Here is a 23476-nt window from a genome sequence, read left to right as displayed (position 1 = left end):
CCGGGGGAAGATGCGCGTCAGGAGGCGGGCACGGACTCGGAATCGGGCTTGCCTTCAGGGGCCACAGACTTTGAATCGGCGCCTGCACCGGCGGCCGGAACCAGGAAGTACGGCAGGAGCAGCTGCACGAGCGGGCCGATCGCCAGCGCGTAAACCACAGTTCCAATGCCGACCGAGCCGCCCAGGAGCCAGCCTGCGCCGAGCACCACCACCTCGATCAGTGTCCGCGACAGGCGCACCGACCATCCGGTGCGCCGGGCAAGGCCGGTCATGAGCCCGTCACGGGCGCCCGGCCCGAAGCGGGCGCCGATGTAGCAAGCGGAAGCAATCCCGTTCAGCACCACCGCGCCACCCAGCATCGCGATCTGGCCGCCGAGGTGGGAGAACGCGGGGATCAGTGCCAATCCAACGTCGGCAAAGACGCCCACGAGGATGGCATTGCAGAGCGTGCCGAAGCCCGGTCGCTGCCGCAGCGGAATCCACAGCAGGAGCACCAGGAAGCTGACGATGATGACCACGACACCGATGCTCAGGCCTGTCTTCCCAGCGACGCCCTGGTGGAACACGTCCCAGGGGTCCAGCCCGAGCCCGGCCCGAATGAACAGGGCCAGTGAAATGCCGTACATGGCGAGGCCGGTGGAGAGCTGTACAAGTCTGCGGATCATCATTGAACCATCCTGCGGCAGAACTGGCCTTGTTTTCTATGGCCAGTTTGAAATACTGGCCTCATGTCCGGATCACTCACGCCCACCGCCCTTGCCCGTCTCCTGGGCCAGTGGCACCACGGCAACGCTCCCGCCTACCGCGAGCTGGCCGACGTCGTCCGCCTTCTGGTTCTGGACGGACGCATCCCGCTGGGCACCGCTCTGCCCAGCGAACGGACACTGTCCGCAACACTCGCCGTCAGCCGAACCACCGTGACGGCCGCGTACGCCAGCCTGCGCGAACAGGGGTTCCTGAGCAGCGGCCAGGGCACGCGCGGCCGCACCTGCCTGCCGCGGACGGCCTACACGGCAGGGCCCGGGCGGGACTCGCGGGCGGCTTTGTCGGGCGCGCCGGGCCTGGCTGTTCCCGACGGCGTCGTTGACCTCGCGTACGCGTCGCTCCCGGCCAGCGGCGAGGCGGTCCACCAGGCCTTCGCCGCCGCCCTCACGGAACTGCCCGCCCTGCTGCCGGGGTTCGGCTACGACGCCTTGGGCGTGCAGGCCCTGCGGGAGGCGGTTGCCGGCCATTATGCCGATGCCGGCGTGCCCACCACGGCGGGTCAGATCCTGGTGACATCCGGCGCGCAGCATGCCCTCAACATCGTGTTGCGGGCGCTGGTCGGCAAGCAGGACAAGGTCCTCGTGGAGCAGCCGACCTACCCGAACGCACTCGACGCCATCCGCGCCGCGGGGAGCCGCATGGTGCCGGTTCCCCTTCCGCCCGCATCCGAGCGCGGCTGGGACATGGACGCAATCGAGTCGGCCCTGATGCAGCAGCGGCCCCGCATGTTCTACACAGTCCCGGATTTCCACAACCCCACCGGCCGGCTCATGCCGGACGCGCAGCGCCGCCGGCTGGTCCGCGCCGCCGCGGCGTCAGGCACGGTCCTGGTGGTGGATGAGACGCTCCGTGCGCTGAATCTCGACGGCGGCACAACCGCTCCGCTGGCCTCGTTCAGTTCGTCCGTGGTGTCCATCGGCTCGCTGAGCAAGTCCCACTGGGCGGGCATGCGCACGGGCTGGATCCGCGCGTCGGAGAGCCTGATTCAGCGGTTCGCGGCCGTCCGGACCACGATGGATCTGGGCGGTCCGGTGGTGGAGCAGCTTGCGGCGGCGCATCTGGTGCGGAACCTGGCCGACCCCCTGCCCGCCCGCCTGTCCGCGCTCCGCGAGAACCGTTCCGCGCTGCTGGGGCTGCTCAGGGCGCACCTGCCGCGGTGGGAGGCGGAACGGCCCGACGGCGGTCTGGCTGTCTGGTGCCGCCTGCCGTCACCCAGCAGCACGGCCCTCACCGTCATCGCCCCGGAATTCGGCATCCGCCTTGCCGCGGGACCGCGCTTCGGCCTGGGCGGGGTGTTCGAGAACTTCCTCCGCATTCCGTTCACGCTGCCGCCGGAGCAGCTGGCGGCCGCGGTTCTGGCGCTGCGGGCCGCCCAGGACAGGCTGGACGCTGCACCGCAGCTGCGGCGGACCCTCACGGACTCCCCCGCTGCCGCCATCGCCTAGGTTCCGGCGGGGCTCGGGACGCGCTTCCGCCCCCGCGACGCGGATAGGGCCTCGCGACGCGGGAATTCGGGTGTCGCACGGCAATATGGGCGTCATCCAGCAGATTGCGCGTCGCACAGCAACATGCGGCGGCCTGACCAAGCGGACTACGCGTAGACCTTCCCGAGGAACGTACCCCAGGCCTGGGCAGTAGCCCGGGAATCGCCGCTGCCGCTGAAGTCGTGGACAGTCATGCCCACTGGTGCGCCGAACGCGTTGCGGCCGAAGAAGCGGTAGAGGGCGTCCCCGGTCCGCAGTCCGAGGAAGTTTGCGTTGGAAAAGTCCACCTGCCCCGTGAGCCGCCCAACGCCGTCGACCTCCACCTCAAAGCCGTCGCCCTGCGACGCGCCGGCCACGCCGAGCGCCTTCTTGAGCTGCACAAAGCCGTCAGGTGACTGCGACGCCGCCGGAGCCTGGATATCCGTGAAAACCACGGGCTGGCCGTCGAAGTACTTCAGGTACTGGCCCAGGGTGTGGAGGTAGAACTCCGTGTGCTTGCTGGCGCCGTCGTACTGCTGGTCCCAGTCGTCCGCGAAGATGCCGCTGTGGACGTAGTGGAGCCTGGCCCGGCCGCCGTCGACCGGCTCCAGTACGTGCTCGAGCTGGTTGAACCAGCCGTCCGGACCGTCCATCCGCGACACCAGATGGTGCGGGTACTCCTCCACCGTCTTCACGTCCGGCCACTGGTCTGTTGGGAACATCCAGGCCGGAGTGCCCTTGGTGACGGCTTCCCAGACCCGTTCCGGGGTGCCGGGCAACTCGGCGTCAAAAACTATCTCGAAATTCCGGTCGTCAGTCATTGTCCTGCTCCTTGGCTGGGATGGTTTTGGTTGAGTCCTGCGTTTCCGGCTTGAGTGCCGGGTGAAGCGCGACGACGAGCCTGTGCTTCCGTCCGCCGGCCCCGCCGTGGTGGTACTTGTCCACCAGCCGGGTGACCGCCACACCCAGGTCCTCGGCGAAGGCGGCCCGGTCCGCGGCCGTGCGGAAGGTGATCTCGCCGTCGATAGCGAATGTGGCCAGTTTCTGCCGCGCGGCCGCGGCACCGGCGATGAGTTTCCCCATTTCCTGGACCATGCGGCCGGCGAGCGCCAGCAGCCAGAAAGCCGAGAACCGGTCCGCGAAACGGCGCGGGTCCGGCGCCACCGACTGAAGCGCCACCGGGGAGATGAGGTAGGAGGCAGCGGTGGCGCGCAGCACACGCTCGGTGACGTTGCCCTTGCGGCGTTCCTCCACCAGCTCGACCAGGCCGTGCCGCTCGAGTGCCTTGAGGTGGTAGTTCACCTTCTGCCGCGGCAGCCCCACCTTCGCGGCGAGCTGCGTGGCCGAGCCGGGCTCCGCCAGCTCCTGGAGAATGCGGGTACGGATGGGATCCAGCGAAGCCTCCGCCGCGGCCGGGTCCTCGATCACTTCGATGTCCAACATGCTTCAAGTATCCTTACCGACAATTTTATTTGTCAAGAACTTTTTTCTCGTCCGTTGCCGTTTCGACGGTTCCCTGCCCGGTCGACGGCGCGGATCGTCGTCTGCGCGGGGAACCGTCGAAACGGGCGGACCGGGCCGGGGGCCGGGGCAGCAAGCAGGAACCGGGCGCAAAGTAGACTGGACCGGTGATGCAATCCCCCCTTCCCGTGCGCGACGGCGTAAACGCCACCCGTCTGCGCCTCCCGGACGAGGGCCCCTGGGACACCGCAATGGACTACATGATGCACCGCTGGGGCCACATTGACCCCCAGGGCATCGAGGACAGGTTCGACGCCGGCGAGATCGTGGGCGAGGGCGGCATCCCCCTGCACCGCGGCACCCGGCTCGAGGACCACACGTTCATCTGGTACTACCGCACGCTCCCGCCGGAAAACCGTTTGCCGGTCGAGCTGAACATCCTGCACCAGGACGATCACATCCTGGTGGTGGACAAACCGCACTTCCTGCCGACGACGCCGGGCGGCACGTACATCCAGGAATCGGCGCTGGTCCGGCTCCGTAACCAGCTGGACCTCCCGGACCTGATCCCGATGCACCGCCTGGATCGCATGACCGCGGGCATCCTCCTGCTCTCGACGAACCCGGAGACCCGCGGCAAGTACCAGGTGCTGTTCGAGAAGCGCCAGGTGCAGAAGGAATACGAGTGTGTGTCCGCCGCCGAACCGGCTGCCGGGCGTCCCGCCCTCGACTTCCCGGTGGTGGTCCGCAACCGGATGACCAAGTCCCGCAGCTACCTTCTGGCGGAGGTCATCGAGGGCAAGCCGAATGCGGAGACACGCATCGACCTGCTGCGGACGTTCGACGGCAAGGAGGACGGCAGTACATCGTCCGGCACGGGGCGACTTGGCCTCTACCGGCTCGAACCGCACTCCGGAAAAACCCACCAGCTCCGCGTACACATGGCCTCGCTGGGGCTGGGCATCCTGCACGATTCGTTCTATCCCGAGCTGCTGGACAAGGCACCGGACGACTACACCAAACCGCTCCAGCTGCTGGCACGCGGCATCCGGTTCGTGGACCCCATCACGAAGGAGCCCGTCGAGTACCGCAGCCGCCTGCAGCTGAGCGAAGTCCGCTAGTCAGCGCCTTCAAGGACACGGCGGAAGACCGCCACTGTGTCCGGGCTGAAGAGCACGAACTCCACCAGTTCCACACCGCCTTCGGCAGAGCGGGCGGCGTAAGACCGGACGGCCTCGAAAGCTACCTGCGCCACCTGGCGGGCGTCCCAGCCGTAGACGCCGGCGCTCACGGCAGGAAAGGCCAGTGACCGGACACCCAGGCCCTCGGCAACCCGCAGGCTCTCGGTAAAACATGACGCAAGCAGCGCCGGGTTGGTCTGCCCGGCGTGGCGGTTGGGACCGACGGTGTGGATGACCCACCGGGCCCGCAGGCCGAACCCGGGGGTGGCCACGGCAGCGCCCACCGGCAGCCCGTCGCGGAGCGTCGTCGCCCTCAGCTCCCGGCATGCGGCCAGCAGTTCCGGCCCCGCGGCGCGGTGGATCGCCCCGTCCACGCCGCCGCCGCCCAAGAGCGAGGAGTTGGCCGCATTCACCACCGCGTCCACCGGCCGTCCGGTGATGTCACCCTCAACAATCTCTATCCGCATGCAGCCAGTGTGGCACTGAGACCCGGCCCGCGTAGAGGGTACGCTCCCGTTCCTTGTGCGGTACGTTGTGCAAATGGACTTCGGCAATCCGGACACGTGGAGCACGGCGATCTACTTCTGGATCATCCCCGCTGTCCTCGGCGATGCCATCTTTCCTCCGATCCCGTCCGAGATGGTGCTGATCACGGGCGGTGCCCTGTCCGCCGCGGGCCGGGCCAACCTGTTCCTGGTCGGCGTCCTGTCCGCCACCGCCTCGTGGCTGGGCGACATGGTGGTGTTCCAGCTGTTCAAGCGCCGGCTGAGCCACATCCTGGACCGCTGGACATGGGGCCGGAAAATCCACCGGGGCATCCACGAAGCCATCGCCAAGGCAGGCCGGTCCTCCACTTACGGCACCATCATCGGGGCCCGGTTCATCCCGGGAGGACGGCTGGCGACGTCGGCCGCCGCGGGCATCGCCGACGTCTCCACCCGGGGCTTCAGCTTGTGCGCCGGGCTGGGAGCGGTGCTGTGGGCGACGTGGCTCGTGGGCCTCGGCTACTTCACGGGCTCCACCACGCGGCTGCCCTTCTGGGCGAGTTCGCTGATCGGGGTGGCCGTCGGCCTGGTGATCGGCGCCGTCGTGGGCCTGATCGTCACCCGCCGGCGCGGCGACAGGTCCCCGGTGGACGAACCCGGCAGCGCCCCCGGCCCGGGCACTAAGGCTCCAGGTGCTTGAGCCTTAGAAATCCAAGCGCCCTAAACAGGCGCCCAGCGGCCGCGGTTGCGGCGGAGCACCGAAAGCGAGCCTGTCAGGGCAACGCGTTCGACGGCGTCGCGCATCACGGCTGCCGATTCCCGCGCCGCGCTGTTCTCACCGTTGTATTCCGTGGGCTCCACGAGGAACCGCAGGTTCAGCTGCGGTACGCCGCCGGCGAGCTCCAGCTGGTGCGACTCCACGTGGTGCCGCGACCGCAGCGCCTCGACGGCGGTGTCCATCACGGTTTCGGGAGGGTTGCCCGGCTTCAGCCCGGTGATCTTGAGTCTGGTCTGGAAGGACGGCATCCTCAACCCTAGCGCGGCGTGTGACAGGCACAGCGCGAAAGACACAGCACGCGCGGACACAGCGCGAACGGACACTTGTGGCCCCAAATCCGGCTCCGCGGGGCCCCAACTGTCCGTTCGCGCCGGGCCGCGGCGTACGGGGATTCGGACGGTTGCGTTTTGTCTGGCGCGAGCCTATCTTGGCAGGAAGGGGCGCGATTATGCACGAACTCTCAATCACGCAGGGCCTTGTCGACGCCGTTCTCAACCACACAGGCGAACGGCCGGTCACGGCGGTCAACCTCAGGATCGGTCCCCTTTCCGGCGTACTGGCCGATGCCGTGCGCTTTTGTTTTGACGTGGCGGCGGCGGGCACTCCGCTGGCCGGTGCGCGGCTCCAGATCGAGGAGCCGAAAGGCCGGGGACGGTGCCGCAGCTGCCAGGACGAATTCAACCTGAGCGATCCCATCCTGCTTTGCCCTTGCGGAAGCGCGGACGTCGAAGTCCTCAGCGGCCGTGAGCTGATGCTGGTGTCCGTGGAGGTGGCATAGGACATGTGTACAACATGCGGTTGCGGCGACGAGGCCGGCACCCGCATTTCAAACCTCGCAGGCGACCTGCACACACCCGGTCAGGGGCATCTGCACCGCCATACCGATGAGCACGGCCGCACATATACGCACGAACACCCGGACTCGACTGAGCATCCCCACGTTCATGCAGACTCCCCTGATCACCGCCACGCGCACGCGAACGGGCACCACCACGCGGATCCGGGCGCGGAGACCATCGTGCTCGAGCAGAACCTGCTGGCCAAGAACGACCTGCTGGCCGCCACGAACCGCGGCTGGCTGGCCGGCCGGGGAGTCCGGGCGCTCAACGTCATGAGTTCACCGGGCGCGGGCAAGACCACCCTCCTGGTCCGCACGCTCACGGAGCTTGGCGGGCGCCTGAACGCAGGGGTCATCGAAGGTGACCAGGAGACGTCCCTCGACGCTGACCGCATCCGCACCACCGGGCGCCCGGTCATCCAGATCAACACCGGAGCGGGCTGCCATCTCGACGCCGACATGCTCCGGCATGGCCTTGATGCGCTGGGCCCGGCACCGGGCTCCACGGTCTTCATCGAAAATGTGGGCAACCTCGTCTGCCCCGCGCTTTTTGACCTCGGCGAAACAGCCAAGGTGGTGATCGTCTCGGTGACGGAAGGTGATGACAAACCCCAGAAATACCCGCACATGTTCATGGCAGCCGACCTCGTGATCGTCAATAAGTCGGACCTGCTCCCCTACGTCGACTTCGACGTCGACCAGTGCCTGCGGCGGATCCGGCAGATCAATCCGCGGGCCGAATTCCTCACCCTGTCCGCCACCACCGGCGAAGGCCTCGCCGCCTGGTACGGCTGGCTCGACGGCGTTACCTCCCATGCGGCGGCGCCCACCCCCGGGGCTGCCCGGCCAGAACCCCTGGCCGGTTCCCTGACAGAAGCACACTGAACCCCGCAAGGGGCACTGAAAGAGGCAACGATGCCTACGGAAACCTCCCTTAAGGCCGAAGAAGCCCTTATCCACGTGCTGTGGATCAATGCAGGGCTCAGTTGTGACGGCGACTCGGTGGCACTGACCGCGGCCACCCAGCCGAGCGTCGAGGAGATCGCCCTCGGGGCGCTGCCCGGCCTGCCGAAGATCGCCATGCACTGGCCACTGATCGACTTTGAATGCGGCCCGCAGGAAGGGGCCGACGATTTCCTGGAATGGTTCCGCAAGGCGGACCGCGGCGAACTCGAGCCGTTCGTATTGGTGGTGGAGGGCTCCATCCCCAACGAGAAACTTCATGACCCCGGCGGCTACTGGTGCGGGTTCGGCAATGACCTCGAGACCGGGCAGCCGATCACCACCAGCGAGTGGCTGGATCGCCTGGCTCCCAAGGCCACCGCCATCATCGCCGCCGGAACCTGTGCCACCTACGGCGGCATCCACGCCATGGCGGGAAATCCGACCGGCGCCATGGGCGTCCCGGACTACCTCGGCTACGACTGGAAGTCCAAGGCCGGCATCCCCATCGTGTGCGTGCCCGGATGCCCGATCCAGCCTGACAACCTTTCCGAAACCATGACCTACCTGCTCTACCAGGCCACCGGCCAGGCACCGATGATTCCGCTGGATGAGGCACTGCGTCCCACGTGGCTGTTCGGCAAGACGGTCCACGAGGGCTGCGACCGGGCCGGCTACTACGAGCAGGGTGACTTCGCCACCGAGTACGGGTCCCCCAAGTGCATCGTCAAGCTCGGCTGTTGGGGCCCCGTAGTAAAGTGCAACGTGCCCAAGCGCGGCTGGATGAACGGCATCGGCGGCTGCCCCAACGTCGGCGGCATCTGCATCGGCTGCACCATGCCCGGCTTCCCGGACAAGTTCATGCCCTTCATGGACGAACCTCCCGGCGGCAAGTTTTCCACCAGCACCATCAGGCCCTACGGCTCCGCCATCCGGACCCTCCGGGGCATCACGACGCACACCCTGGACCAGGAGCCTAAGTGGCGCCGGCCCGGACCTGAGCTCCTCACCGGGGCCCGGCGCACCTGGTAACCCACCCAATTCCAGACAGGCGAAGACAATGACGTCCACAATTCCCATGGGTTCCGGAAGCGGAACGGGCAACAGCAACCTGGTGGAAATGAACTGGGATCCCATCACCAGGATCGTCGGCAGCCTCGGCATCTACACCAAGATCGACTTCGAGAACAACCAGGTCGTGGAATGCAAGAGCACCTCCTCGATTTTCCGCGGCTACTCCCTCTTCATGAAAGGCAAGGACCCGAGGGACGCCCACTTCATCACCAGCCGCATCTGCGGGATCTGCGGCGACAACCACGCCACCTGCTCCTGCTACACGCAAAACATGGCTTACGGGGTCAAGCCCCCGAACCTGGGCGAATGGATCGTCAACCTGGGCGAAGCCGCCGAGTACATGTTCGACCACAACATCTTCCAGGAAAACCTCGTTGGCGTGGACTACTGCGAAAAGATGGTCTCCGAAACCAACCCCGGCGTCCTCGCCAAGGCGGAGAACACCAGAGCACCCCACGAGGGCGACCACGGCTACCGGACCATTGCCGACATCATGCGCTCGCTGAACCCCTTCACCGGCGAGTTCTACCGCGAAGCGCTGCAGGTCAGCCGCGCCACCCGCGAAATGTTCTGCCTCATGGAAGGCCGCCACGTGCACCCGTCCACGCTCTACCCGGGCGGCGTTGGGACAGTGGCCACCATCCAGCTGATGACGGATTACCTCACCCGGCTCATGCGCTACGTCGAGTTCATGAAGAAGGTCGTCCCCATGCACGACGACCTGTTCGATTTCTTCTACGAAGCACTGCCGGGCTACGAGCAGGTGGGGCTCCGGCGGACGCTGCTGGGCTGCTGGGGCTCGCTGCAGGACCCGGACTACTGCAACTTCGAGTACAAGGACATGACCGGGTGGGGCCGGAAGATGTTCGTCACGCCCGGCGTGGTGGTGGACGGCAAGCTGGTCACCACCGACCTGGTGCGGATCAACCTGGGCCTGCGGATCATGCTCGGATCCTCGTACTACGAGGACTGGGAAGGCCAGGAAATGTTCGTCACGCACGATCCGCTGGGCAACCCGGTGGACCGCAGGCACCCCTGGAACCAGCACACCAACCCGCGGCCGCAGAAGCGCGACCTTTCAGACAAGTACAGCTGGGTCATGTCCCCGCGATGGTTCGACGGCCAGGACAACCTCGCCCTGGACACCGGCGGCGGCCCGCTGGCACGGCTCTGGGCCACGGCACTCGCCGGGCTCGTGGACATCGGCTACATCAAAGCCACCGGCACGAGCGTGCAGATCAACCTGCCCAAGACCGCGCTGAAGGGACCCGTCACCTTCGAGTGGAACATCCCGCAGTGGAGCAACACGCTCGAACGCAACCGCGCCCGGACCTACTTCCAGGCCTACGCCGCGGCTGCTGCACTCCACTTCGCGGAAATGGCCCTCGAGGAAATCCGTGCCGGCCGCACGAAGACCTGGGAAACGTTCGAAGTCCCCGATGAAGGCATCGGCTGCGGCTTCACGGAAGCAGTCCGCGGCGTCCTGTCCCACCACATGGTGATCCGCGACGGCAAGATCGCCAACTACCACCCCTACCCGCCCACCCCCTGGAACGCCAGCCCCACCGATTCCAACGGCGTGGCCGGTCCCTATGAGGACGCGGTCCAGGGCCAGCCGATCTTTGAGGAGAACGACCGGGAGCACTTCAAGGGCATCGACATCATGCGCACCGTCCGCAGCTTCGATCCCTGCCTGCCCTGCGGTGTCCACATGTACCTGGGCAACGGGCAGACGCTGGACATGCTGCACTCCCCCACCCAGACCCTGACCGGCGAGTAGGCCATGCTCGGCGGGGAACGGCCGCCGCTGCAGAACGGCGACCAGATCGGCACACTCCTCGACGCCCTCGGCGCCGGCGGGGCGGTGGCCCGCGGCCGGGCGGAGGATCTGGTCCGGCAGGTGACAGACCTCTACGGCGCCGGCCTGCAGCGGATCATGGAAATCCTGCAGGCCCAGGGAAAGCTCGACGACGGCACACTGGAAGCGCTGACCGCTGACAGCCTGGTGGCCGGGCTTTTGGTGATCCACGGGCTGCACCCCCATTCGATGGAGGCACGGGTGGCGGCGGCGCTGGACAGCGTCCGGCCCTACCTGGGTTCCCACGGCGGCGACGTGGAACTGGAAGGCATCAGTCCCGAAGGCGTGGTGCGGCTCAAGCTGCTGGGCACCTGCCAGGGCTGCCCGTCGTCGTCCGTCACGCTCAAGTACGCCGTCGAGGAGGCCATCCAAAACGCCGCACCGGAAGTGACGGCGATCGACGTCATCGAGGCGGAAAAGCAGCCGGGCTCCCCGGCGCTGATTCCGGTGGACTCGCTGCTGGTCCGGGTGAACAATCCGGCGGGCGGCACGCCCGTGGAATCCTGGCACGACATGTCCGGCGGCACGTGGGAACCCGTTCCGGAGATCGCCGGGCTCGAAACCGGCGAGGTGGCAGGTTTCCTCGTTGGCGGCTACGCGGTGCTGGCCTGCCGTACCGGGCAGGACATCTACGCGTACCGGGATTACTGCCCGCGCTGCACAGGCTCGATGGCCGGCGCCGTGCTGCAGCGCGCCCTCGCGGCGCCTGTTGGCGGAGGCCTGCTCACCTGCCCCACCTGCCGCGGCCACTTCGACGTGCGACGGGCGGGCATGTGCCTGGAGGACAAGGACCTGCACTTGGAGCCGCTTCCGCTGCTGGTCCGGAACGGCGTGATGTCCGTGGCGGTCCCGACGGCGTCCGTGCAGTCCGTGCCGCCGGTTGCCCCGGCACCGGTTACCCCGGCGGCCGTGACGCCGGTGCAGGCACTCCCGCTGGTGACGCCTGCCGCGCTCGAACCCGTCCCAACGGCGCCAGCCCCGGTGTTTGCGGCGCCAGAACCGGAGCCCGTCCCAGAACCGGAGCCCGTTCCGGTGTCGGGGGAGCCGGCCCCGGTATCGGCGGCAGTGTCCGTGCCGGCGCTGTCGGAGCCCGCCTCGACGCCGACAGCCGCCATGGCGACCGAACTGCAGGCAGCCGCGGGGCAGGACCGCTGACATGAACCTGGAGAACGGAGGAGGTACAGGGCCCGGCCCGGGGACCGGCCAGGCCAGCGGCGCTTTGCCGGTGGCCTTACTGCGGCGGATTTCCGCGAACCGGCCCGCTCCCGCCGCCGGGGAATGCTGCGAAATGTGCGGCGAACCGATCCCCGAAGCACACCAGCACGTGGTGGACCTGGAGAGCCACGCGGTGCTGTGCACCTGCCGGCCCTGCTACCTCCTCTTCACCGACGCCAGCGCCCATATGCGCTACCGCTCGGTGCCTGATCGGTACCTCTCCTTCCCCGACTTCGATCTCGGCCCGGGGCAGTGGGACGAACTGGAAATCCCGGTGGGTCTGGCGTTCTTTTTCCGCAGCTCCAAACTCGGGCGCACGGTGGCGTTCTATCCGGGCCCGGCCGGGGCCACGGAATCGGAACTGCCCCTCGCCGCGTGGGACGCAGTGCTGGCCTGCAACCCGGCCCTCGGCTTGGCAGCGCCGGACACCGAGGCGCTGCTGATCCGCGGCCCGGGTCCGGGCAGGGCCGCCGCGGACTGCCACCTCGTTCCGGTGGACGCGTGCTACGAGTTGGTGGGCCGGCTGCGCCGCCGCTGGCGCGGGTTCGACGGCGGCCAGGAGGCACGCGCCGAGCTCACCGCTTTCTTCGACCGGATCGCCCGCCGCAGCGTTCCGGCTCCGGCAGAGTCCGGCAGCACGGTTTCCAGCAGCACGGTTTCCGGCAGCTCGGCTTCCGGCAGCTCGGCTTCCGGCCACGGGGCATCACGCGGCACGGGAGGCTTGCGGTGACAGAGCTTTCCTTCGCCGTGCTGGAGATCCGGCCCGAACCCTACGCCGCCGCGCCACAGCTGACGGCCAGGCTGCAGGTCACGGAGGGCACCGGCGCCGTGGTGCACGCCGTGGCGCTGCGCTGCCAGGTCCGGATACAGCCGCAGCGGCGCGGCTACGCGCCCGAGGAGGAGACCGGCCTGCTGGACCTCTTTGGCGACCGCGGCCGCTGGCCCACCACGCTCAAGTCGTTCGTCTGGATGCAGTGCAGCACCATGGTGCAGGGCTTCACCGGTAACACCGAGGTGGACCTCCCGCTGCCCTGCACCTTCGATTTCGACGTGGCCGCCGCCAAATACCTGCACGCCTTGCGCGACGGCGAGATACCTCTGGAGCTGCTGTTCTCCGGCACCGTCTTCACGAAGGGGCAGACGGGGTTCACGGTGGAACAGGTGCCGTGGGACCTCGAGGCGTCCTACCGGCTGCCCGTGGCCGTCTGGCGCAGCCTGATGGACAAGTATTTCCCCAATGCCGGATGGATCCGGCTGGACCGCGACGTCCTGGCCGCCCTCGCCCGGTACAAGTCCGCGCGCGGCCTCACATCCTGGGAAGCCACGATGGAGAAACTGCTCGCCCAGGCCACCGCCGATGTCTCCGGGGAACGGCCATGAACACCGGCCTGGCCCTTGCCCGCGCAGTCGCCGACACCGTCCTCTACGAGGGCTACCTGCTCTACCCCTACCGCGCCTCCTCGCAGAAGAACCAGTCCCGCTGGCAGTTCGGGATCCTGGGTCCGCCGGGCGCCGCGGCGGACGGCAGCGGGGAGGAACCGTCCATGTCCGCCGACTGCCTGCTGGCCCCGGGGACGCAGGCCGGACTGGAAATCCATTTCCGCTTCCTGCAGCTGCAGACCCGCACGGCGGAAAAAGCGGACGACGGCGGAGGGTTCACTCCCGTGGACAACCTCGCCGTGGGCGGTGCGAACTGGCTGAGCTGGGACGAGGCAGTAGAGCAGGAAAACACGTTCGGCCCCTTCTCCGTGGCCCAGCTCCGGGCCGGACTGGTCCTCCCCGTGGACGTTCCGGAGGGACTCGACGTCGAGGAACTCAACGACGACGCCGGGAGGCCGGCCGGCCGACTGGTGCGCCGCCGTCGTGCTCTCCGCGGTGAACTGCGGCTCAACGGCGCCGAAGATTCCGGCGGGCTGCTGCGGCTCAGCGTCACCGCAGCCAACACGGCCGGCCCATCTGCCGGGAACCGGACCGACGCGATCGCGGCCTCCTTCATCGGCGCGCACCTGCTGCTCGGCGTGCAGGACGGGGATTTCGTCTCGCTGCTGGACCCGCCGGCGTGGGCACGGCCAGCAGCCGGGCTGTGTTCCCAGCACCGCTGCTGGCCCGTGCTGGCCGGGCCCGAGGGCCAGACCGACGTGCTGCTGATCTCACCGATCATTCTGTACGACCACCCGGCCGTGGCCCCGGAAAGTTCGGTGGCACTGTACGACTCCACCGAGATCGACGAGATCCTCACGCTGCGGGTGCTGACGCTGACCGACGAGGAAAAGGCCGAGGCGCGGGCGACGGACCCGCGGGCTGCCGCCGTCATCGACCGCTGCGAGGCGATGTCGCCGGAGGACCTCCAGCAGCTGCACGGCGCCCTGCGCAACCCGCACGCATTCGGCGCGGATCCTTCCGACGCGTGGACCACGGCCGGTGAGGACGTTCCCTGGTGGAATCCCGAAGCGGAAGCCAGCGTCCGGCCGGACGTGGACGCCGTCGTGATCAACGGCGTCGCGGTGGCGCGCGGCAGCCGGGTTCGGGTACACCCGAAGCGGCGCGCCGACGCGCAGGACCTGTTCTTCGGCGGGCAGACCGGGCGGGTCACCAGTGTGCATTTCGACGTCGACGGCAGCACCCACGTCGGGCTCGTGCTGGAACAGGATCCGGCGACTGATCTCCATGAGGGTTACGGCCGGTCCTTCTACTATGCGCCGGACGAACTGGAACCGCTGGACGGAAAGGAACCCCCGCAATGAAGGCAATAGGAATGGCCACTGTTTCCGTGCTGGCAGCGATGGCCCTCTGGGGCATCTACATCGGCATCCGTGCGGTTCCGGATATCCGGCGCTACATGAAAGTGCGGCGGATGTGACCGCCCCCGGGAGGGCCGGGACAGCGCCGCACGACTCCGGCGGCCAGGACTCCGGCGAGCGCACCGGCGGTGTCCTTGTGGCCGGCGTCGGGAACATGTTCCTGCACGACGACGGCTTCGGCCCGGAGGTGGCAAGGCACCTGGCCGCCCTGCCGCAGCCGCTGGCCCCCGGCGTCCGGGTGGTCGACTACGGCATCCGCGGCATGCACCTGGCCTACGATCTTCTGGCCGGCGTCGACACCCTGGTCCTCGTGGACACGGTGCCGGCCGACGGGACCTCGGCCCCGGGCAGCATCCGCGTGCTGCAGGTCAGCTCGGCGGACCTGGACCGCAGGGCGTCGTTTGACCCGCACGGCATGGATCCGGCAGCCGTGCTGGTCCGGCTCCGGTCGATGGGCGGCCGCCTGCCTGCCACGTATGTGGTGGGCTGTGTCCCTGAAGACCTGTCAGAGGGCATCGGCCTCTCGCAAGCTGTGGCCGGGGCGGTGCCAGAAGCCGTTGCGGCCGTCGGGTCCCTGCTGGGCCACCAGTCTTCCGCTCCGAAGCGGTCGTCCACATCAACGTAAGGCGGTGTCCGTACATGTGCCTCGGAATTCCCGGCAGGGTTGTTGAACTCCTTGAGGGTTACGGCGGCCAGCTTGCCCTGGTCGATGTGGCTGGAGTGCAGCGGAAAATCAACATCGGGCTGCTGGATGAGGGACCTCTGGAACCGGGTGCCTGGGTCCTCATCCACATGGGCTTCGCGCTGGAATGCGTTGACGCCCGGGGCGCGGAACAGGCCATGGACGGGCTGGAACTGATGGGCCGCCCGGCGGACACCGCGCCCGGACCACCCCAGCCGCCACAACCACCAGAAGGAGAGCAGCATGTCACCCACGAACCAGCCTGATCCCGCTGACAAGGACGCCAACGACCAGGGCACCTCTTCGGGCACAGCACCCGGCACGGCGCGGGCGTTCGGCAGCGAACCGCCGCTGAAGGAACCCGCCCAACCCGGAGCAGACGAAACTCCGGAGGACGCCGGGCGGCCCCCTGCCGACGTCGGGGTCAGCACCACCCGCCGGGGCGAGGACGTCATCAAGGAGGAGGGCTCCGAGGCGGGACGCGAACACACGGGAACCGACGATTCCCCTGCCGGCAGGCCAACCGGCGAGTCGTCCGCCCGCGATGCCACCGCGGTCAAGAGCCCCGAGCATCCCGACGGCGCGGCGCCGCAGTCACCCTAGGCTGCTGTCGCCATAGGCTGCCGTCACCCTGTATAGTCACCCTGGACACTGGCCCCGCCCGGAACGGGGTTGGTGCTCGGCTCTAGTGCTCGAGTGCTATGGCCGCGCCGCGGTGCTCCACGCCGGTATTGGCAATCCGCAGGTGCCGGGCCGTAAAGTGCTTCAGTTGCTGCAGCTGGTGGGCGGAGAGCCGGTCACACACCCAGTCCCAGTGCAGCGAGACGACGTCGCCCACTTCCAGCCCGGCCACGAACCCGGTCCCGTCCACCGCGAACTTGGCCGATTCCACCACAGGTTCGCCGATGTCCAGGGCCCTGCCGTCCCAAACCAGCGGCCGGGACCGCACCACGGCGTCGTCGCCCGTTATTGCGAGCACCTGTCCCCAGCGGATCCGGCACCTGTCCAGCACGTTCAGCGCGGTGGCGTGCCGGCGCTCATCGCGAAGCAGGCCCAGCCACGGGTAGATTTCGAAGACGTGGAAGCTGTGGTGCGGAACCCCGCCGGCCAGCACGCCTTCCACGAGGTGCGGGAACTGCCGTCCGGTGCGCGCCCGGAAGCGGTGCTCCATGGAATTGCCGATGTTCGTGATGCCGACGGTATCCAGCAGGCTGTTGCCCACCCAATAGGCCTCCACCACGCGGGCATCCAGCGGATCGGCGATGCCGTGCGACCCCGCGATCAGTTCGAGGTACGGCCAGGCGCCGGCAAAACCCTTGGCCAGTTCGCGGAGACCCTGGTCCGTGACGCCGGACTGCCCGTAGTGCAGCAGGGCATCGCTGTCCGGCGGCCCGCAGCTGCCCCGTGAATTGGGCGGATAGGCATAACGGACGAACAACTGGGCACCATCGACAACCATCCCGTGGCCACCTTCTGCGAGCGTCTTCTGAAAGTAGCACCGGGCCATGCCCCGGACAAGGGAACATGGCGCCGGCAAAGGACGGCCCGCCGCCGGCAATTCCCGGAACGCCGTCGGCAATCCCTGGAGCAAAAGCGAAGGCGTTGACAGCCCTGCCCCCGAAGCGGATGCTGTGAGGACCCACTCGCAGGGAGTCAACGATGACAGCTGCAGACCTGAACCGCCGCGCCGCCCTCCAGGTGTTTATTGCAGGCGGCTCTGCCGCCCTGCTGGCCGGGTGCGGTGCATCCGGCAGCGCACCGCCGTCGTCCCCTACGGGCAGCACCAACAGCATCAGCCTCACGGACCAGCGCGGCAAAACCCTGTCCTTCGCGCGGCCGGTGGCGCGGGTGGTCACCATCCCGATGCCGTCGGCGTCGCTGCTGGTGGCCGTCGACCGCAGCGCCGACCATCTCGCGGCCATGCACAACGCCTCCTGGGTGGCCATGCGCGACGGCATCATGGGCACCATGTTTCCCGCCGCCCTGGACCTCCCCCACGACATCGCCACCCAGGACTTCACCGCCAACGTTGAGAGCATCCGGTCCCTCAACCCGGACGTGGTGGTCCAATGGTCGGACGCGCAGCTCATCGAACCCCTGGAGAAGGCGGGACTTCAGGTGCTGGGACTGAAGAACTCCGGAACCCAGGAGGATGTGGACGCCTGGGTCGGCATGTTCGCCACCATGCTCGGCAAGCCCGACCGTGCCACCGAGCTCAAGACCCGCAGCGACCAGGAGCTTGCCGAGGTCAGGTCCCTGGCGGCCGGACGGCCGTCCAAGGGCCCAAGCATCCTGTACTTCAACCGTTTCACGGGCGGGCTCAAGGTTGCCGGGGCCAACAGCTACAACGACTTCTACATCAAGCTGGTGGGCGGTTTCAACCCGCCGACCGGCAAGGACCCCCTGACCGGTTCCGGCATGGTGGGCGTCGACATCGAGCAGGTACTGCGCTGGGACCCCGAGGTCATCCTGCTGGGCAACTTCGACGCCGCCATGCCGCAGGACATCTACTCGGACCCGGTGTGGCGGAACGTGGCCGCGGTGCGCTCGAAGCGCGTGTACAAGGTCCCGCTGGGCGGCTACCGCTGGGATCCGCCCGGGCAGGAGTCGCCGCTGATGTGGCACTGGCTCGGTGACATCGCCTTCCCGCAGCAGAAATCCGCGGTGCGGAGCAAGGCGTCCGAATACTTCAGGTTCCTGTACAACCACGAGCTCACCAACAGTGAACTGGACAAGATTCTCCGGACAGCGGAGAACGGGCAGTCCGCCGACTACCGGCAGTTCAATGCTTGATGGCGCCGGTTCCCCGCGCTTGCGAAGGCGGCCGCGGCCGGCGCAGCCGGCACTGCCGCGGGCGGGTCCTTCTACTGCCGCGCACGGCACTGCAAATCAAGCCGCGCAGACGCGACGGGAGGGAGAACGACGGCGGGAAGCCGCCGTCGTCGTTCCCGTCGCCTTATCTGCCTGCCTCCTTGCCGGCGTCGCGGTGCTGGCACTGGCGGTGGGACGGTACAGCGTGCCGCTGGACCACGTGGTCCAGATTCTGGCCGGGCAGCTCGTGCCGGTTCCGGTTCAGGCCAGCGGCACCGAGCAGAATGTGGTGCTGCTGGTCCGTCTGCCCCGGGTTCTGCTCGCCTTGCTGGTGGGCGGTGGCCTGGCCATCGGCGGCGCCGCGCTGCAGGCCATTTTCCGCAATCCCCTTGTCAGCCCGGAGATCATCGGGGTGTCAGCCGGTGCGTCCTTTGGCGGTGCCCTGGCGCTGCTGCTCGGCCTGGGTCCGTTCCTGCTGGTAGGCGGGTCCTTTGCCTGCGGACTGCTGGCCCTTGGGACCCTGTTCCTGATCACCGCGGGCCGCACGGGGACGCCGATGCTCATGATCGTGCTCGGCGGTGTGGTCACCGGGTCCTTCTTTTCGGCCCTGGTGGCACTGGTGACCTACATTGCGGACCCCAACACAACACTGCCCGCCATCGTCTTCTGGCTGCTGGGCAGCGTGTCCACTGCCACCTTCGCCAAAGTCGTCGTGGCCCTGATCCCTGTCCTCGGCGGGGCCGCCATCCTCGTGGCCCTGCGCTGGCGGATCAACGTGCTGTCCCTCGGCGACGAGGACGCGGCGGCGCTGGGTGTGCGCCCCCGCCCGCTCCGCTGGGTGGTGCTCGTGGCAGTTGCCCTGATCGTGGCCGGGGCGGTGGCGGTCAGCGGTGCCGTCAGCTGGGTGGGCCTGGTGATCCCGCACCTTGCCCGGATGTGGGTGGGCCCGGACCACCGCGTCCTCCTGCCCGTGTCCTTCCTGCTCGGGGGCGCCTACATCATCCTGGTGGACACCATCGCCCGGACGGCCACGGCCGGGGAGATCCCGCTCGGCGTCCTCACGGCCCTGATCGGCGCGCCCGTGTTCTTCCTGCTCCTGCGCCGGAACCGCGAGAAGGTCTGGGACAGTGCTTGAACTGGACAGCGTGGGCTTCGGCTATTCATCCCGGGACTGGGTGTTCCGCGGCGTCAGTTTCCGTGTGCCGGCGGGGACAGCCACCGCCGTCCTGGGCCCCAACGGCAGCGGCAAGACCACGCTGGTGCGCTGCGCCGCAGGGTTGCTGGACCCGCGGGAGGGAACCGTCCGGCGGAGCGAAAGCGCCGGCTACGTGCCGCAGGCGCGCGGGAGCGCCTTTGCCTACCGGGCGCTGGACATGGTCCTGATGGGGCGGGCGCGGCACGTTGGCGTGTTCCGGACACCCGGGCCGTCCGACCACGGGGCAGCACTGGAGGCGATGGAGCGGGTGGGCGCCGCCGGGCTGCGGGACCGGCGTTTCCCCACGCTTAGCGGCGGCGAGCAGCAGCTGGTCCTGATCGCCCGGGCCATTGCCGCCGGCTCACCCATCCTGGTGCTGGACGAGCCCGCCACCGGCCTCGACCTCAAGAACCAGGCCCGCGTCCTGACGCTGCTGCGCGAACTGATGGCCGACGGCATGGCCCTGCTCCTGAGCACCCACCATCCCGACCACGCCCTGCACCTTGCGGACCGTGTGGTCCTGCTGGGCTCGGGCGGCGTGCGCACCGGCCCGGCCGCGGAGCTCCTGACCGACGCCCAACTGTCGGCCCTCTACGGCGTTCGGGTGAGCACCGTTGCCTACTCCGACGACGGTGACGGTGTCCCCAGCACGACGCCCCGCCGCACCATCGTGGTGCACTACGGCAGCTGACGCCCTATCATTTGCCGCAGCAATTCCACCAACGCTCTCTCACGCCCTGCGCCCTTTCCCGCGACGCTCTCTCACTTCCTGCGACGCAAACGCAAACGCTCTCGCACCGAACTTTTTCGGTGCGAGAGCGTTGGGGAAAAACCTCTCAAAAGTGAGAGAGCGTTTGGGAAAAACCCGTCAAAAGTGAGAGAGCGTTGGGGAAAAACCCCTCAAAAGTGAGAGAGCGTTGGGGAAAAACCCGTCAAAAGTGAGAGAGCGTCCGAGGGCTACCCGGTGTTGCGGAGGCCCGCTGCGACGCCGTTGACGGTGATGAGCATGGCCCGCTGCAGGCGCTCGTCGATCTCGCCGCCGGTAATGCTGGCGCCTTCTGCACGCACGCGGCGGAGCAGTTCCACCTGGAGGTAGCTGATCGGGTCGAGGTACTGGTCACGGATTTCCAGGGACCGCTTGAGCGTGGGCTGGGCGTCCAGCAGCACGTTCTCGCCGGTGAGGTTCTGGATCTCGGAGACGGTGAGCTCGTACTCGTCACGGATGGCACGGAAGAGGTGGTGGAGTTCCGCCGGGACCAGGGTGTCCACGTAGTAGCTCGCGATCTCCATGTCCGTCTTGGCGAGGGTCATCTCCACGTTGGACAGCACCGAACGGAAGAAGTGCCAGCCGTTCATCATTTCCACGAGCTGGGCGGAGTTCCCGGCTTCGCGTGCCGCCTTCAGCCCGGAGCCGACGCCGAACCAGCCCGGCACGATCTGCCGCGACTGGGTCCAGCCGAACACCCACGGGATGGCGCGCAGACCGCCCAACCCGGCACCGGAGTCCGGGCGCTTGGACGGGCGGGAGCCGATGTTCAGCGAACCGAGCTGCTCCACCGGCGTCGAGGCCAGGAAGTACGCCGGCAGGTCCGGGTGGTCGATGAGGCTGCGGTAGCGGTCGAACGCGGCGTCGGAGATGGTCTCCATGACGTGGCCGAACCGTTCGCGCTGGTCGTCCGAGGTGCGCGGCGTGCGGTGCAGCGCAGACCCCTGCAGCACGGCCGCGAGGGACAGTTCCAGGTTTTCGCGGGCAAGTTCCGGCAGGGAGTACTTGTCCGAAATGACCTCGCCCTGTTCGGTGAATTTGATTTCACCTTCGAGGACACCGTTCGGCTGCGCCATGATGGCGTCGTAGGTGGGTCCGCCGCCGCGGCCCACGGAACCGCCGCGGCCGTGGAACAGGCGCACGCGGACGCCGTGCTTGGTGGCGATGTCGCGCAGCTTGCGCTGGGTCTTGTGGATTTCCCACTGGCTGGTCATCACGCCGGATTCCTTGTTGGAGTCCGAGTAGCCGAGCATGACTTCCTGGACGTCCCCGCGCAGCCGGACCAGCTCGCGGTAGGAGGGGTCGGACAGCAGCTGGTCCACGATCTCCGCCGAGGCACGCAGCTCCTCCACCGTTTCCAGCAGCGGCGCGAAGCCGATCTTGGCGTAAGGGGCGTCACCGAAGAGGCTAACCAGGCCGGCCTCGCGGGCCAGGACCGCGGCGGCCAGGACGTCGTCGGCCCCGCGGGTCATGGAGATGATGTACGTCTCGATAACGTCCGGGCCGTAGGTGCGCAGGGCGCGGCGGATCTCCCGGAATACGTCGTACGTGCCGTCAGCGGTGCCGTCGAGCTTGATCGGGTGGCCGGACAGCGGACGGCGGGATGCAAGTTCGGCGCTCAGGACCTCGAGCCGCTCTTCCCGGGTCAGTTCGGCGTAGCGGATGCCGGGACCGCCGAGGCGGTCCATGAGCTGCCCGACGGCGTCATGGTGGTGGTCTGCATGCTCGCGGATGTCGAGGGTGGCCAGGTGGAGGCCGAACGAGGCGATGGCCCGGCGGACACGTGCCAGCGCGCCGTCCGCGGCGAGGGACGCCGAGTGGTTGCGCAGGGACAGCTCCAGCAGCTCAAGCTCGCCGATGAGGTCCTCGGTGGAGGTGTAGTCGCGGCCCGGCTGGTGCTTGGATCCGGAGGCGACGCGCTTGCCGGTGTTGATGAGCTTGGCCTTGATGCAGGTCAGCTTCAGCCGGTAGGGCTCCTGGGCGTTGAGTTCCAGGATGCGGGGGTCCAGGCCGGGCAGCTTCGCGAGGTCGGCGTCGATCGAATCGAGCAGTGCCTGGTCCGCGCCGGCGAGGGCGGTGGAGTTGGACAGGATCGAGATGAGCTCATCGATCATGGCGATGCTGATCCGCACCGCGTTCTGGTTCTGCAGCTGCAGGATCTCGTGGGTCACGGCCGCGGTGACGTTGGGATTGCCGTCGCGGTCACCGCCGATCCAGGAACCAAACCGGATCGGGGCATTCTGGGCCGGCAGCGCGACGCCGTGCTCGCCGAGGAGTTCCGAGAAATCCGTGAGCATCTCGGGCAGCGCATCCGTCAGGATGCTGTTGAGGTAGTAGATGGCGTTGCGGGCCTCATCCACAGGGGTGGGCCGGACCTGGCGCAGCTCGTCCGTCTGCCACATCTGGTCGATCATCTCGGAAAGCTGGCGGTCCTGCCGGCGCCGGGCGGTGCTGCCTTCCTCGGTGGGCTGGGCCAGGACGTCCGAGAGCTTGCGGATCTTGTCCAGCACGGAACGGCGCGACGCTTCCGTGGGGTGCGCGGTGAAGATCGGGCGCACATCAAGTTCGTTGACGACTTCCTGCAGCACCGCCGGGCCGGCCTGGCCGGAGATGTCCTCGACGGCCTTGGCCAGCCAGCCGTCCTTTTCCTGCCGGGTGCGCAGCCGGCGGACCCGGTGGACCTGCTCGGCGGCGTTGGCGAGGTGGAAGTAGAACGCGAACGCACGGACCAGGTCGGTCGCCTGCTCGAGCGGCAGGGAGGCGAGGAGCTCGCGGACCTGTGCAACGACGTCGTGCGCGCTCCACGGGCCGGTGGCGTCCGCGCCGCCCCGGGCGGCCTCCTTGGATTCCTTGGTGAGCAGGCGCACCTGCTCCACGAGGTCAAGGAGTTCGGGGCCGTGCTGGCGGACCAGCGACTCGCCCAGCAGGGTGGAGACGCGGCGCACGTCCGCGCGGAGTTCGGCGGCGAGATCTGTTTCGGAATTCATTGCAGTGTCAGCCATGGAAAACTATCTTTCGAGTGTTCGACTTTGGCTCGTACACTGCGCTGGATACTGTGAGCCGGGTTACTGTTCCTATGGGATGTTACCCGCAGCCGGCCGCAGCCCGGGAATATGTCTCAGATGTTCTCAGGCCCTTGAACCGGAGCGGCCGGTCCCTGT

Annotated in this window: 25 protein-coding genes; 18 read left to right on the top strand and 7 right to left on the bottom strand. The window is 68.1% G+C overall.

Annotated elements, in window-relative coordinates:
• Positions 1 to 17: 17 nt before the first annotated feature.
• A complete protein-coding gene (locus ACFTSA_RS12935; RefSeq protein WP_377951746.1) occupies positions 18 to 668 on the bottom strand; it encodes a YitT family protein in 651 nt (216 codons plus the stop codon).
• 60 nt (positions 669 to 728) lie between these two features.
• On the opposite strand from ACFTSA_RS12935, the gene ACFTSA_RS12930 reads away from it, so the two are divergent.
• A complete protein-coding gene (locus ACFTSA_RS12930; RefSeq protein ID WP_377951744.1) occupies positions 729 to 2210 on the top strand; it encodes a PLP-dependent aminotransferase family protein in 1482 nt (493 codons plus the stop codon).
• Between the two features lie 146 nt (positions 2211 to 2356).
• Here ACFTSA_RS12930 and ACFTSA_RS12925 read toward each other — a convergent pair whose 3' ends face one another.
• Together ACFTSA_RS12925 and ACFTSA_RS12920 are read right to left on the bottom strand one after the other, a co-directional pair.
• Positions 2357 to 3049 carry an SRPBCC domain-containing protein gene (locus ACFTSA_RS12925; RefSeq protein ID WP_377951743.1) on the bottom strand — a complete coding sequence of 231 codons (693 nt, stop codon included), beginning with the start codon at positions 3047 to 3049 and terminating at the stop codon, positions 2357 to 2359.
• Positions 3042 to 3671 (bottom strand): helix-turn-helix domain-containing protein, encoded by a 630-nt coding sequence (locus tag ACFTSA_RS12920; protein ID WP_377951742.1) that lies wholly within the window; start codon positions 3669 to 3671, stop codon positions 3042 to 3044. The genes ACFTSA_RS12925 and ACFTSA_RS12920 overlap by 8 nt, the downstream gene beginning before the upstream one ends.
• Before the next feature lie 188 nt (positions 3672 to 3859).
• On the opposite strand from ACFTSA_RS12920, the gene ACFTSA_RS12915 reads away from it, so the two are divergent.
• Positions 3860 to 4810, top strand: coding sequence for an RluA family pseudouridine synthase (locus tag ACFTSA_RS12915; protein ID WP_377951830.1), 951 nt, complete (start codon positions 3860 to 3862; stop codon positions 4808 to 4810).
• Here ACFTSA_RS12915 and ACFTSA_RS12910 read toward each other — a convergent pair.
• Entirely contained in the window at positions 4807 to 5337 is a 531-nt protein-coding gene (locus tag ACFTSA_RS12910) for an O-acetyl-ADP-ribose deacetylase (protein ID WP_377951740.1), read from the bottom strand. The two genes, ACFTSA_RS12915 and ACFTSA_RS12910, sit on opposite strands and share 4 nt — an antisense overlap.
• A gap of 73 nt (positions 5338 to 5410) precedes the next feature.
• Here ACFTSA_RS12910 and ACFTSA_RS12905 point away from each other — a divergent pair, with 73 nt between their 5' ends.
• Positions 5411 to 6055: a DedA family protein gene (locus ACFTSA_RS12905; protein WP_377951739.1), complete on the top strand. Its 645-nt coding sequence runs from the start codon at positions 5411 to 5413 to the stop codon at positions 6053 to 6055.
• A gap of 20 nt (positions 6056 to 6075) precedes the next feature.
• Here the strand turns inward: ACFTSA_RS12905 and ACFTSA_RS12900 are convergent, their stop codons facing one another.
• Positions 6076 to 6381, bottom strand: a complete 306-nt coding sequence (locus ACFTSA_RS12900) for a hypothetical protein (protein WP_377951738.1) — start codon at positions 6379 to 6381, stop codon at positions 6076 to 6078.
• Positions 6382 to 6581: 200 nt separating this feature from the next.
• On the opposite strand from ACFTSA_RS12900, the gene ACFTSA_RS12895 reads away from it, so the two are divergent.
• Genes ACFTSA_RS12895 through ACFTSA_RS12840 form a run of 12 tightly spaced genes read left to right on the top strand, consistent with a single transcriptional unit; the run spans position 6582 to position 16146 of the window.
• Positions 6582 to 6911 carry a hydrogenase maturation nickel metallochaperone HypA gene (locus ACFTSA_RS12895; RefSeq protein WP_377951737.1) on the top strand — a complete coding sequence of 110 codons (330 nt, stop codon included), beginning with the start codon at positions 6582 to 6584 and terminating at the stop codon, positions 6909 to 6911.
• Between the two features lie 3 nt (positions 6912 to 6914).
• Positions 6915 to 7856 carry a hydrogenase nickel incorporation protein HypB gene (gene hypB, locus ACFTSA_RS12890; protein WP_377951736.1) on the top strand — a complete coding sequence of 314 codons (942 nt, stop codon included), beginning with the start codon at positions 6915 to 6917 and terminating at the stop codon, positions 7854 to 7856.
• 30 nt (positions 7857 to 7886) lie between these two features.
• On the top strand, positions 7887 to 8945 hold the full coding sequence (locus tag ACFTSA_RS12885) for a hydrogenase expression protein HypE (RefSeq protein WP_307025352.1): 1059 nt from the start codon (positions 7887 to 7889) through the stop codon (positions 8943 to 8945).
• A 28-nt stretch (positions 8946 to 8973) separates the two neighbouring features.
• Positions 8974 to 10767, top strand: a complete 1794-nt coding sequence (locus ACFTSA_RS12880) for a nickel-dependent hydrogenase large subunit (RefSeq protein WP_377951735.1) — start codon at positions 8974 to 8976, stop codon at positions 10765 to 10767.
• Positions 10768 to 10770: 3 nt separating this feature from the next.
• Entirely contained in the window at positions 10771 to 12000 is a 1230-nt protein-coding gene (locus ACFTSA_RS12875) for a NifU family protein (RefSeq protein WP_377951734.1), read from the top strand.
• Position 12001: 1 nt separating this feature from the next.
• Complete coding sequence (locus ACFTSA_RS12870) at positions 12002 to 12790, top strand: DUF5947 family protein (RefSeq protein ID WP_377951733.1); 789 nt, start codon at positions 12002 to 12004, stop codon at positions 12788 to 12790.
• Positions 12787 to 13440 carry a DUF6084 family protein gene (locus ACFTSA_RS12865; RefSeq protein WP_377951732.1) on the top strand — a complete coding sequence of 218 codons (654 nt, stop codon included), beginning with the start codon at positions 12787 to 12789 and terminating at the stop codon, positions 13438 to 13440. The genes ACFTSA_RS12870 and ACFTSA_RS12865 overlap by 4 nt, the downstream gene beginning before the upstream one ends.
• Complete coding sequence (locus ACFTSA_RS12860) at positions 13437 to 14804, top strand: hypothetical protein (protein WP_377951730.1); 1368 nt, start codon at positions 13437 to 13439, stop codon at positions 14802 to 14804. Before ACFTSA_RS12865 ends, ACFTSA_RS12860 begins: the two co-directional genes overlap by 4 nt.
• Positions 14801 to 14920, top strand: coding sequence for a DUF6893 family small protein (locus ACFTSA_RS12855; RefSeq protein WP_377951729.1), 120 nt, complete (start codon positions 14801 to 14803; stop codon positions 14918 to 14920). Before ACFTSA_RS12860 ends, ACFTSA_RS12855 begins: the two co-directional genes overlap by 4 nt.
• Positions 14917 to 15486, top strand: a complete 570-nt coding sequence (locus ACFTSA_RS12850; RefSeq protein ID WP_377951728.1) for a hydrogenase maturation protease — start codon at positions 14917 to 14919, stop codon at positions 15484 to 15486. The genes ACFTSA_RS12855 and ACFTSA_RS12850 overlap by 4 nt, the downstream gene beginning before the upstream one ends.
• Before the next feature lie 14 nt (positions 15487 to 15500).
• On the top strand, positions 15501 to 15809 hold the full coding sequence (locus tag ACFTSA_RS12845) for a HypC/HybG/HupF family hydrogenase formation chaperone (RefSeq protein WP_377951727.1): 309 nt from the start codon (positions 15501 to 15503) through the stop codon (positions 15807 to 15809).
• Entirely contained in the window at positions 15787 to 16146 is a 360-nt protein-coding gene (locus ACFTSA_RS12840; RefSeq protein WP_377951725.1) for a hypothetical protein, read from the top strand. The genes ACFTSA_RS12845 and ACFTSA_RS12840 overlap by 23 nt, the downstream gene beginning before the upstream one ends.
• Before the next feature lie 82 nt (positions 16147 to 16228).
• Here ACFTSA_RS12840 and ACFTSA_RS12835 read toward each other — a convergent pair whose 3' ends face one another.
• On the bottom strand, positions 16229 to 17002 hold the full coding sequence (locus tag ACFTSA_RS12835; RefSeq protein WP_377951724.1) for a DUF6390 family protein: 774 nt from the start codon (positions 17000 to 17002) through the stop codon (positions 16229 to 16231).
• Positions 17003 to 17202: 200 nt separating this feature from the next.
• On the opposite strand from ACFTSA_RS12835, the gene ACFTSA_RS12830 reads away from it, so the two are divergent.
• From ACFTSA_RS12830 to ACFTSA_RS12820, 3 genes are read left to right on the top strand one after another with little or no spacing between them, the layout of a single operon-like run.
• Positions 17203 to 18336, top strand: a complete 1134-nt coding sequence (locus ACFTSA_RS12830) for an ABC transporter substrate-binding protein (protein WP_377951723.1) — start codon at positions 17203 to 17205, stop codon at positions 18334 to 18336.
• Entirely contained in the window at positions 18329 to 19489 is a 1161-nt protein-coding gene (locus tag ACFTSA_RS12825) for a FecCD family ABC transporter permease (protein ID WP_377951722.1), read from the top strand. Before ACFTSA_RS12830 ends, ACFTSA_RS12825 begins: the two co-directional genes overlap by 8 nt.
• Positions 19482 to 20240 (top strand): ABC transporter ATP-binding protein, encoded by a 759-nt coding sequence (locus tag ACFTSA_RS12820; RefSeq protein WP_377951721.1) that lies wholly within the window; start codon positions 19482 to 19484, stop codon positions 20238 to 20240. The genes ACFTSA_RS12825 and ACFTSA_RS12820 overlap by 8 nt, the downstream gene beginning before the upstream one ends.
• 266 nt (positions 20241 to 20506) lie before the next feature.
• Here the strand turns inward: ACFTSA_RS12820 and ppc are convergent, their stop codons facing one another.
• Positions 20507 to 23317, bottom strand: coding sequence for a phosphoenolpyruvate carboxylase (ppc, locus tag ACFTSA_RS12815; RefSeq protein ID WP_377951720.1), 2811 nt, complete (start codon positions 23315 to 23317; stop codon positions 20507 to 20509).
• Between the last annotated feature and the right edge of the window lie 159 nt (positions 23318 to 23476).

Origin of the sequence: Arthrobacter sp. NPDC057013, assembly GCF_042674585.1 — a bacterium.
GTDB lineage: Bacteria > Actinomycetota > Actinomycetes > Actinomycetales > Micrococcaceae > Arthrobacter.
Note: the sequence above shows the minus strand (reverse complement) of the source record. Positions and strands in the feature narration are given on the sequence as shown.

Excerpts from the sequence above, each read along its gene's own strand:
- ACFTSA_RS12915 (WP_377951830.1), top strand. The coding sequence starts at position 3,860 with ATGCAATCCCCCCTTCCCGTGCGCGACGGCGTAAACGCCACCCGTCTG.
- ACFTSA_RS12885 (WP_307025352.1), top strand. The coding sequence starts at position 7,887 with ATGCCTACGGAAACCTCCCTTAAGGCCGAAGAAGCCCTTATCCACGTG.
- ACFTSA_RS12830 (WP_377951723.1), top strand. The coding sequence starts at position 17,203 with ATGACAGCTGCAGACCTGAACCGCCGCGCCGCCCTCCAGGTGTTTATT.
- ACFTSA_RS12930 (WP_377951744.1), top strand. The coding sequence starts at position 729 with ATGTCCGGATCACTCACGCCCACCGCCCTTGCCCGTCTCCTGGGCCAG.
- ACFTSA_RS12825 (WP_377951722.1), top strand. The coding sequence starts at position 18,329 with ATGCTTGATGGCGCCGGTTCCCCGCGCTTGCGAAGGCGGCCGCGGCCG.
- ACFTSA_RS12920 (WP_377951742.1), bottom strand. The coding sequence starts at position 3,671 with ATGTTGGACATCGAAGTGATCGAGGACCCGGCCGCGGCGGAGGCTTCG.
- hypB (WP_377951736.1), top strand. The coding sequence starts at position 6,915 with ATGTGTACAACATGCGGTTGCGGCGACGAGGCCGGCACCCGCATTTCA.
- ACFTSA_RS12910 (WP_377951740.1), bottom strand. The coding sequence starts at position 5,337 with ATGCGGATAGAGATTGTTGAGGGTGACATCACCGGACGGCCGGTGGAC.
- ACFTSA_RS12840 (WP_377951725.1), top strand. The coding sequence starts at position 15,787 with ATGTCACCCACGAACCAGCCTGATCCCGCTGACAAGGACGCCAACGAC.
- ACFTSA_RS12880 (WP_377951735.1), top strand. The coding sequence starts at position 8,974 with ATGACGTCCACAATTCCCATGGGTTCCGGAAGCGGAACGGGCAACAGC.
- ACFTSA_RS12935 (WP_377951746.1), bottom strand. The coding sequence starts at position 668 with ATGATGATCCGCAGACTTGTACAGCTCTCCACCGGCCTCGCCATGTAC.
- ACFTSA_RS12900 (WP_377951738.1), bottom strand. The coding sequence starts at position 6,381 with ATGCCGTCCTTCCAGACCAGACTCAAGATCACCGGGCTGAAGCCGGGC.
- ACFTSA_RS12925 (WP_377951743.1), bottom strand. The coding sequence starts at position 3,049 with ATGACTGACGACCGGAATTTCGAGATAGTTTTTGACGCCGAGTTGCCC.
- ACFTSA_RS12855 (WP_377951729.1), top strand. The coding sequence starts at position 14,801 with ATGAAGGCAATAGGAATGGCCACTGTTTCCGTGCTGGCAGCGATGGCC.
- ACFTSA_RS12845 (WP_377951727.1), top strand. The coding sequence starts at position 15,501 with ATGTGCCTCGGAATTCCCGGCAGGGTTGTTGAACTCCTTGAGGGTTAC.
- ACFTSA_RS12895 (WP_377951737.1), top strand. The coding sequence starts at position 6,582 with ATGCACGAACTCTCAATCACGCAGGGCCTTGTCGACGCCGTTCTCAAC.
- ACFTSA_RS12905 (WP_377951739.1), top strand. The coding sequence starts at position 5,411 with ATGGACTTCGGCAATCCGGACACGTGGAGCACGGCGATCTACTTCTGG.
- ACFTSA_RS12875 (WP_377951734.1), top strand. The coding sequence starts at position 10,771 with ATGCTCGGCGGGGAACGGCCGCCGCTGCAGAACGGCGACCAGATCGGC.
- ACFTSA_RS12870 (WP_377951733.1), top strand. The coding sequence starts at position 12,002 with ATGAACCTGGAGAACGGAGGAGGTACAGGGCCCGGCCCGGGGACCGGC.
- ppc (WP_377951720.1), bottom strand. The coding sequence starts at position 23,317 with ATGGCTGACACTGCAATGAATTCCGAAACAGATCTCGCCGCCGAACTC.
- ACFTSA_RS12835 (WP_377951724.1), bottom strand. The coding sequence starts at position 17,002 with ATGGTTGTCGATGGTGCCCAGTTGTTCGTCCGTTATGCCTATCCGCCC.
- ACFTSA_RS12860 (WP_377951730.1), top strand. The coding sequence starts at position 13,437 with ATGAACACCGGCCTGGCCCTTGCCCGCGCAGTCGCCGACACCGTCCTC.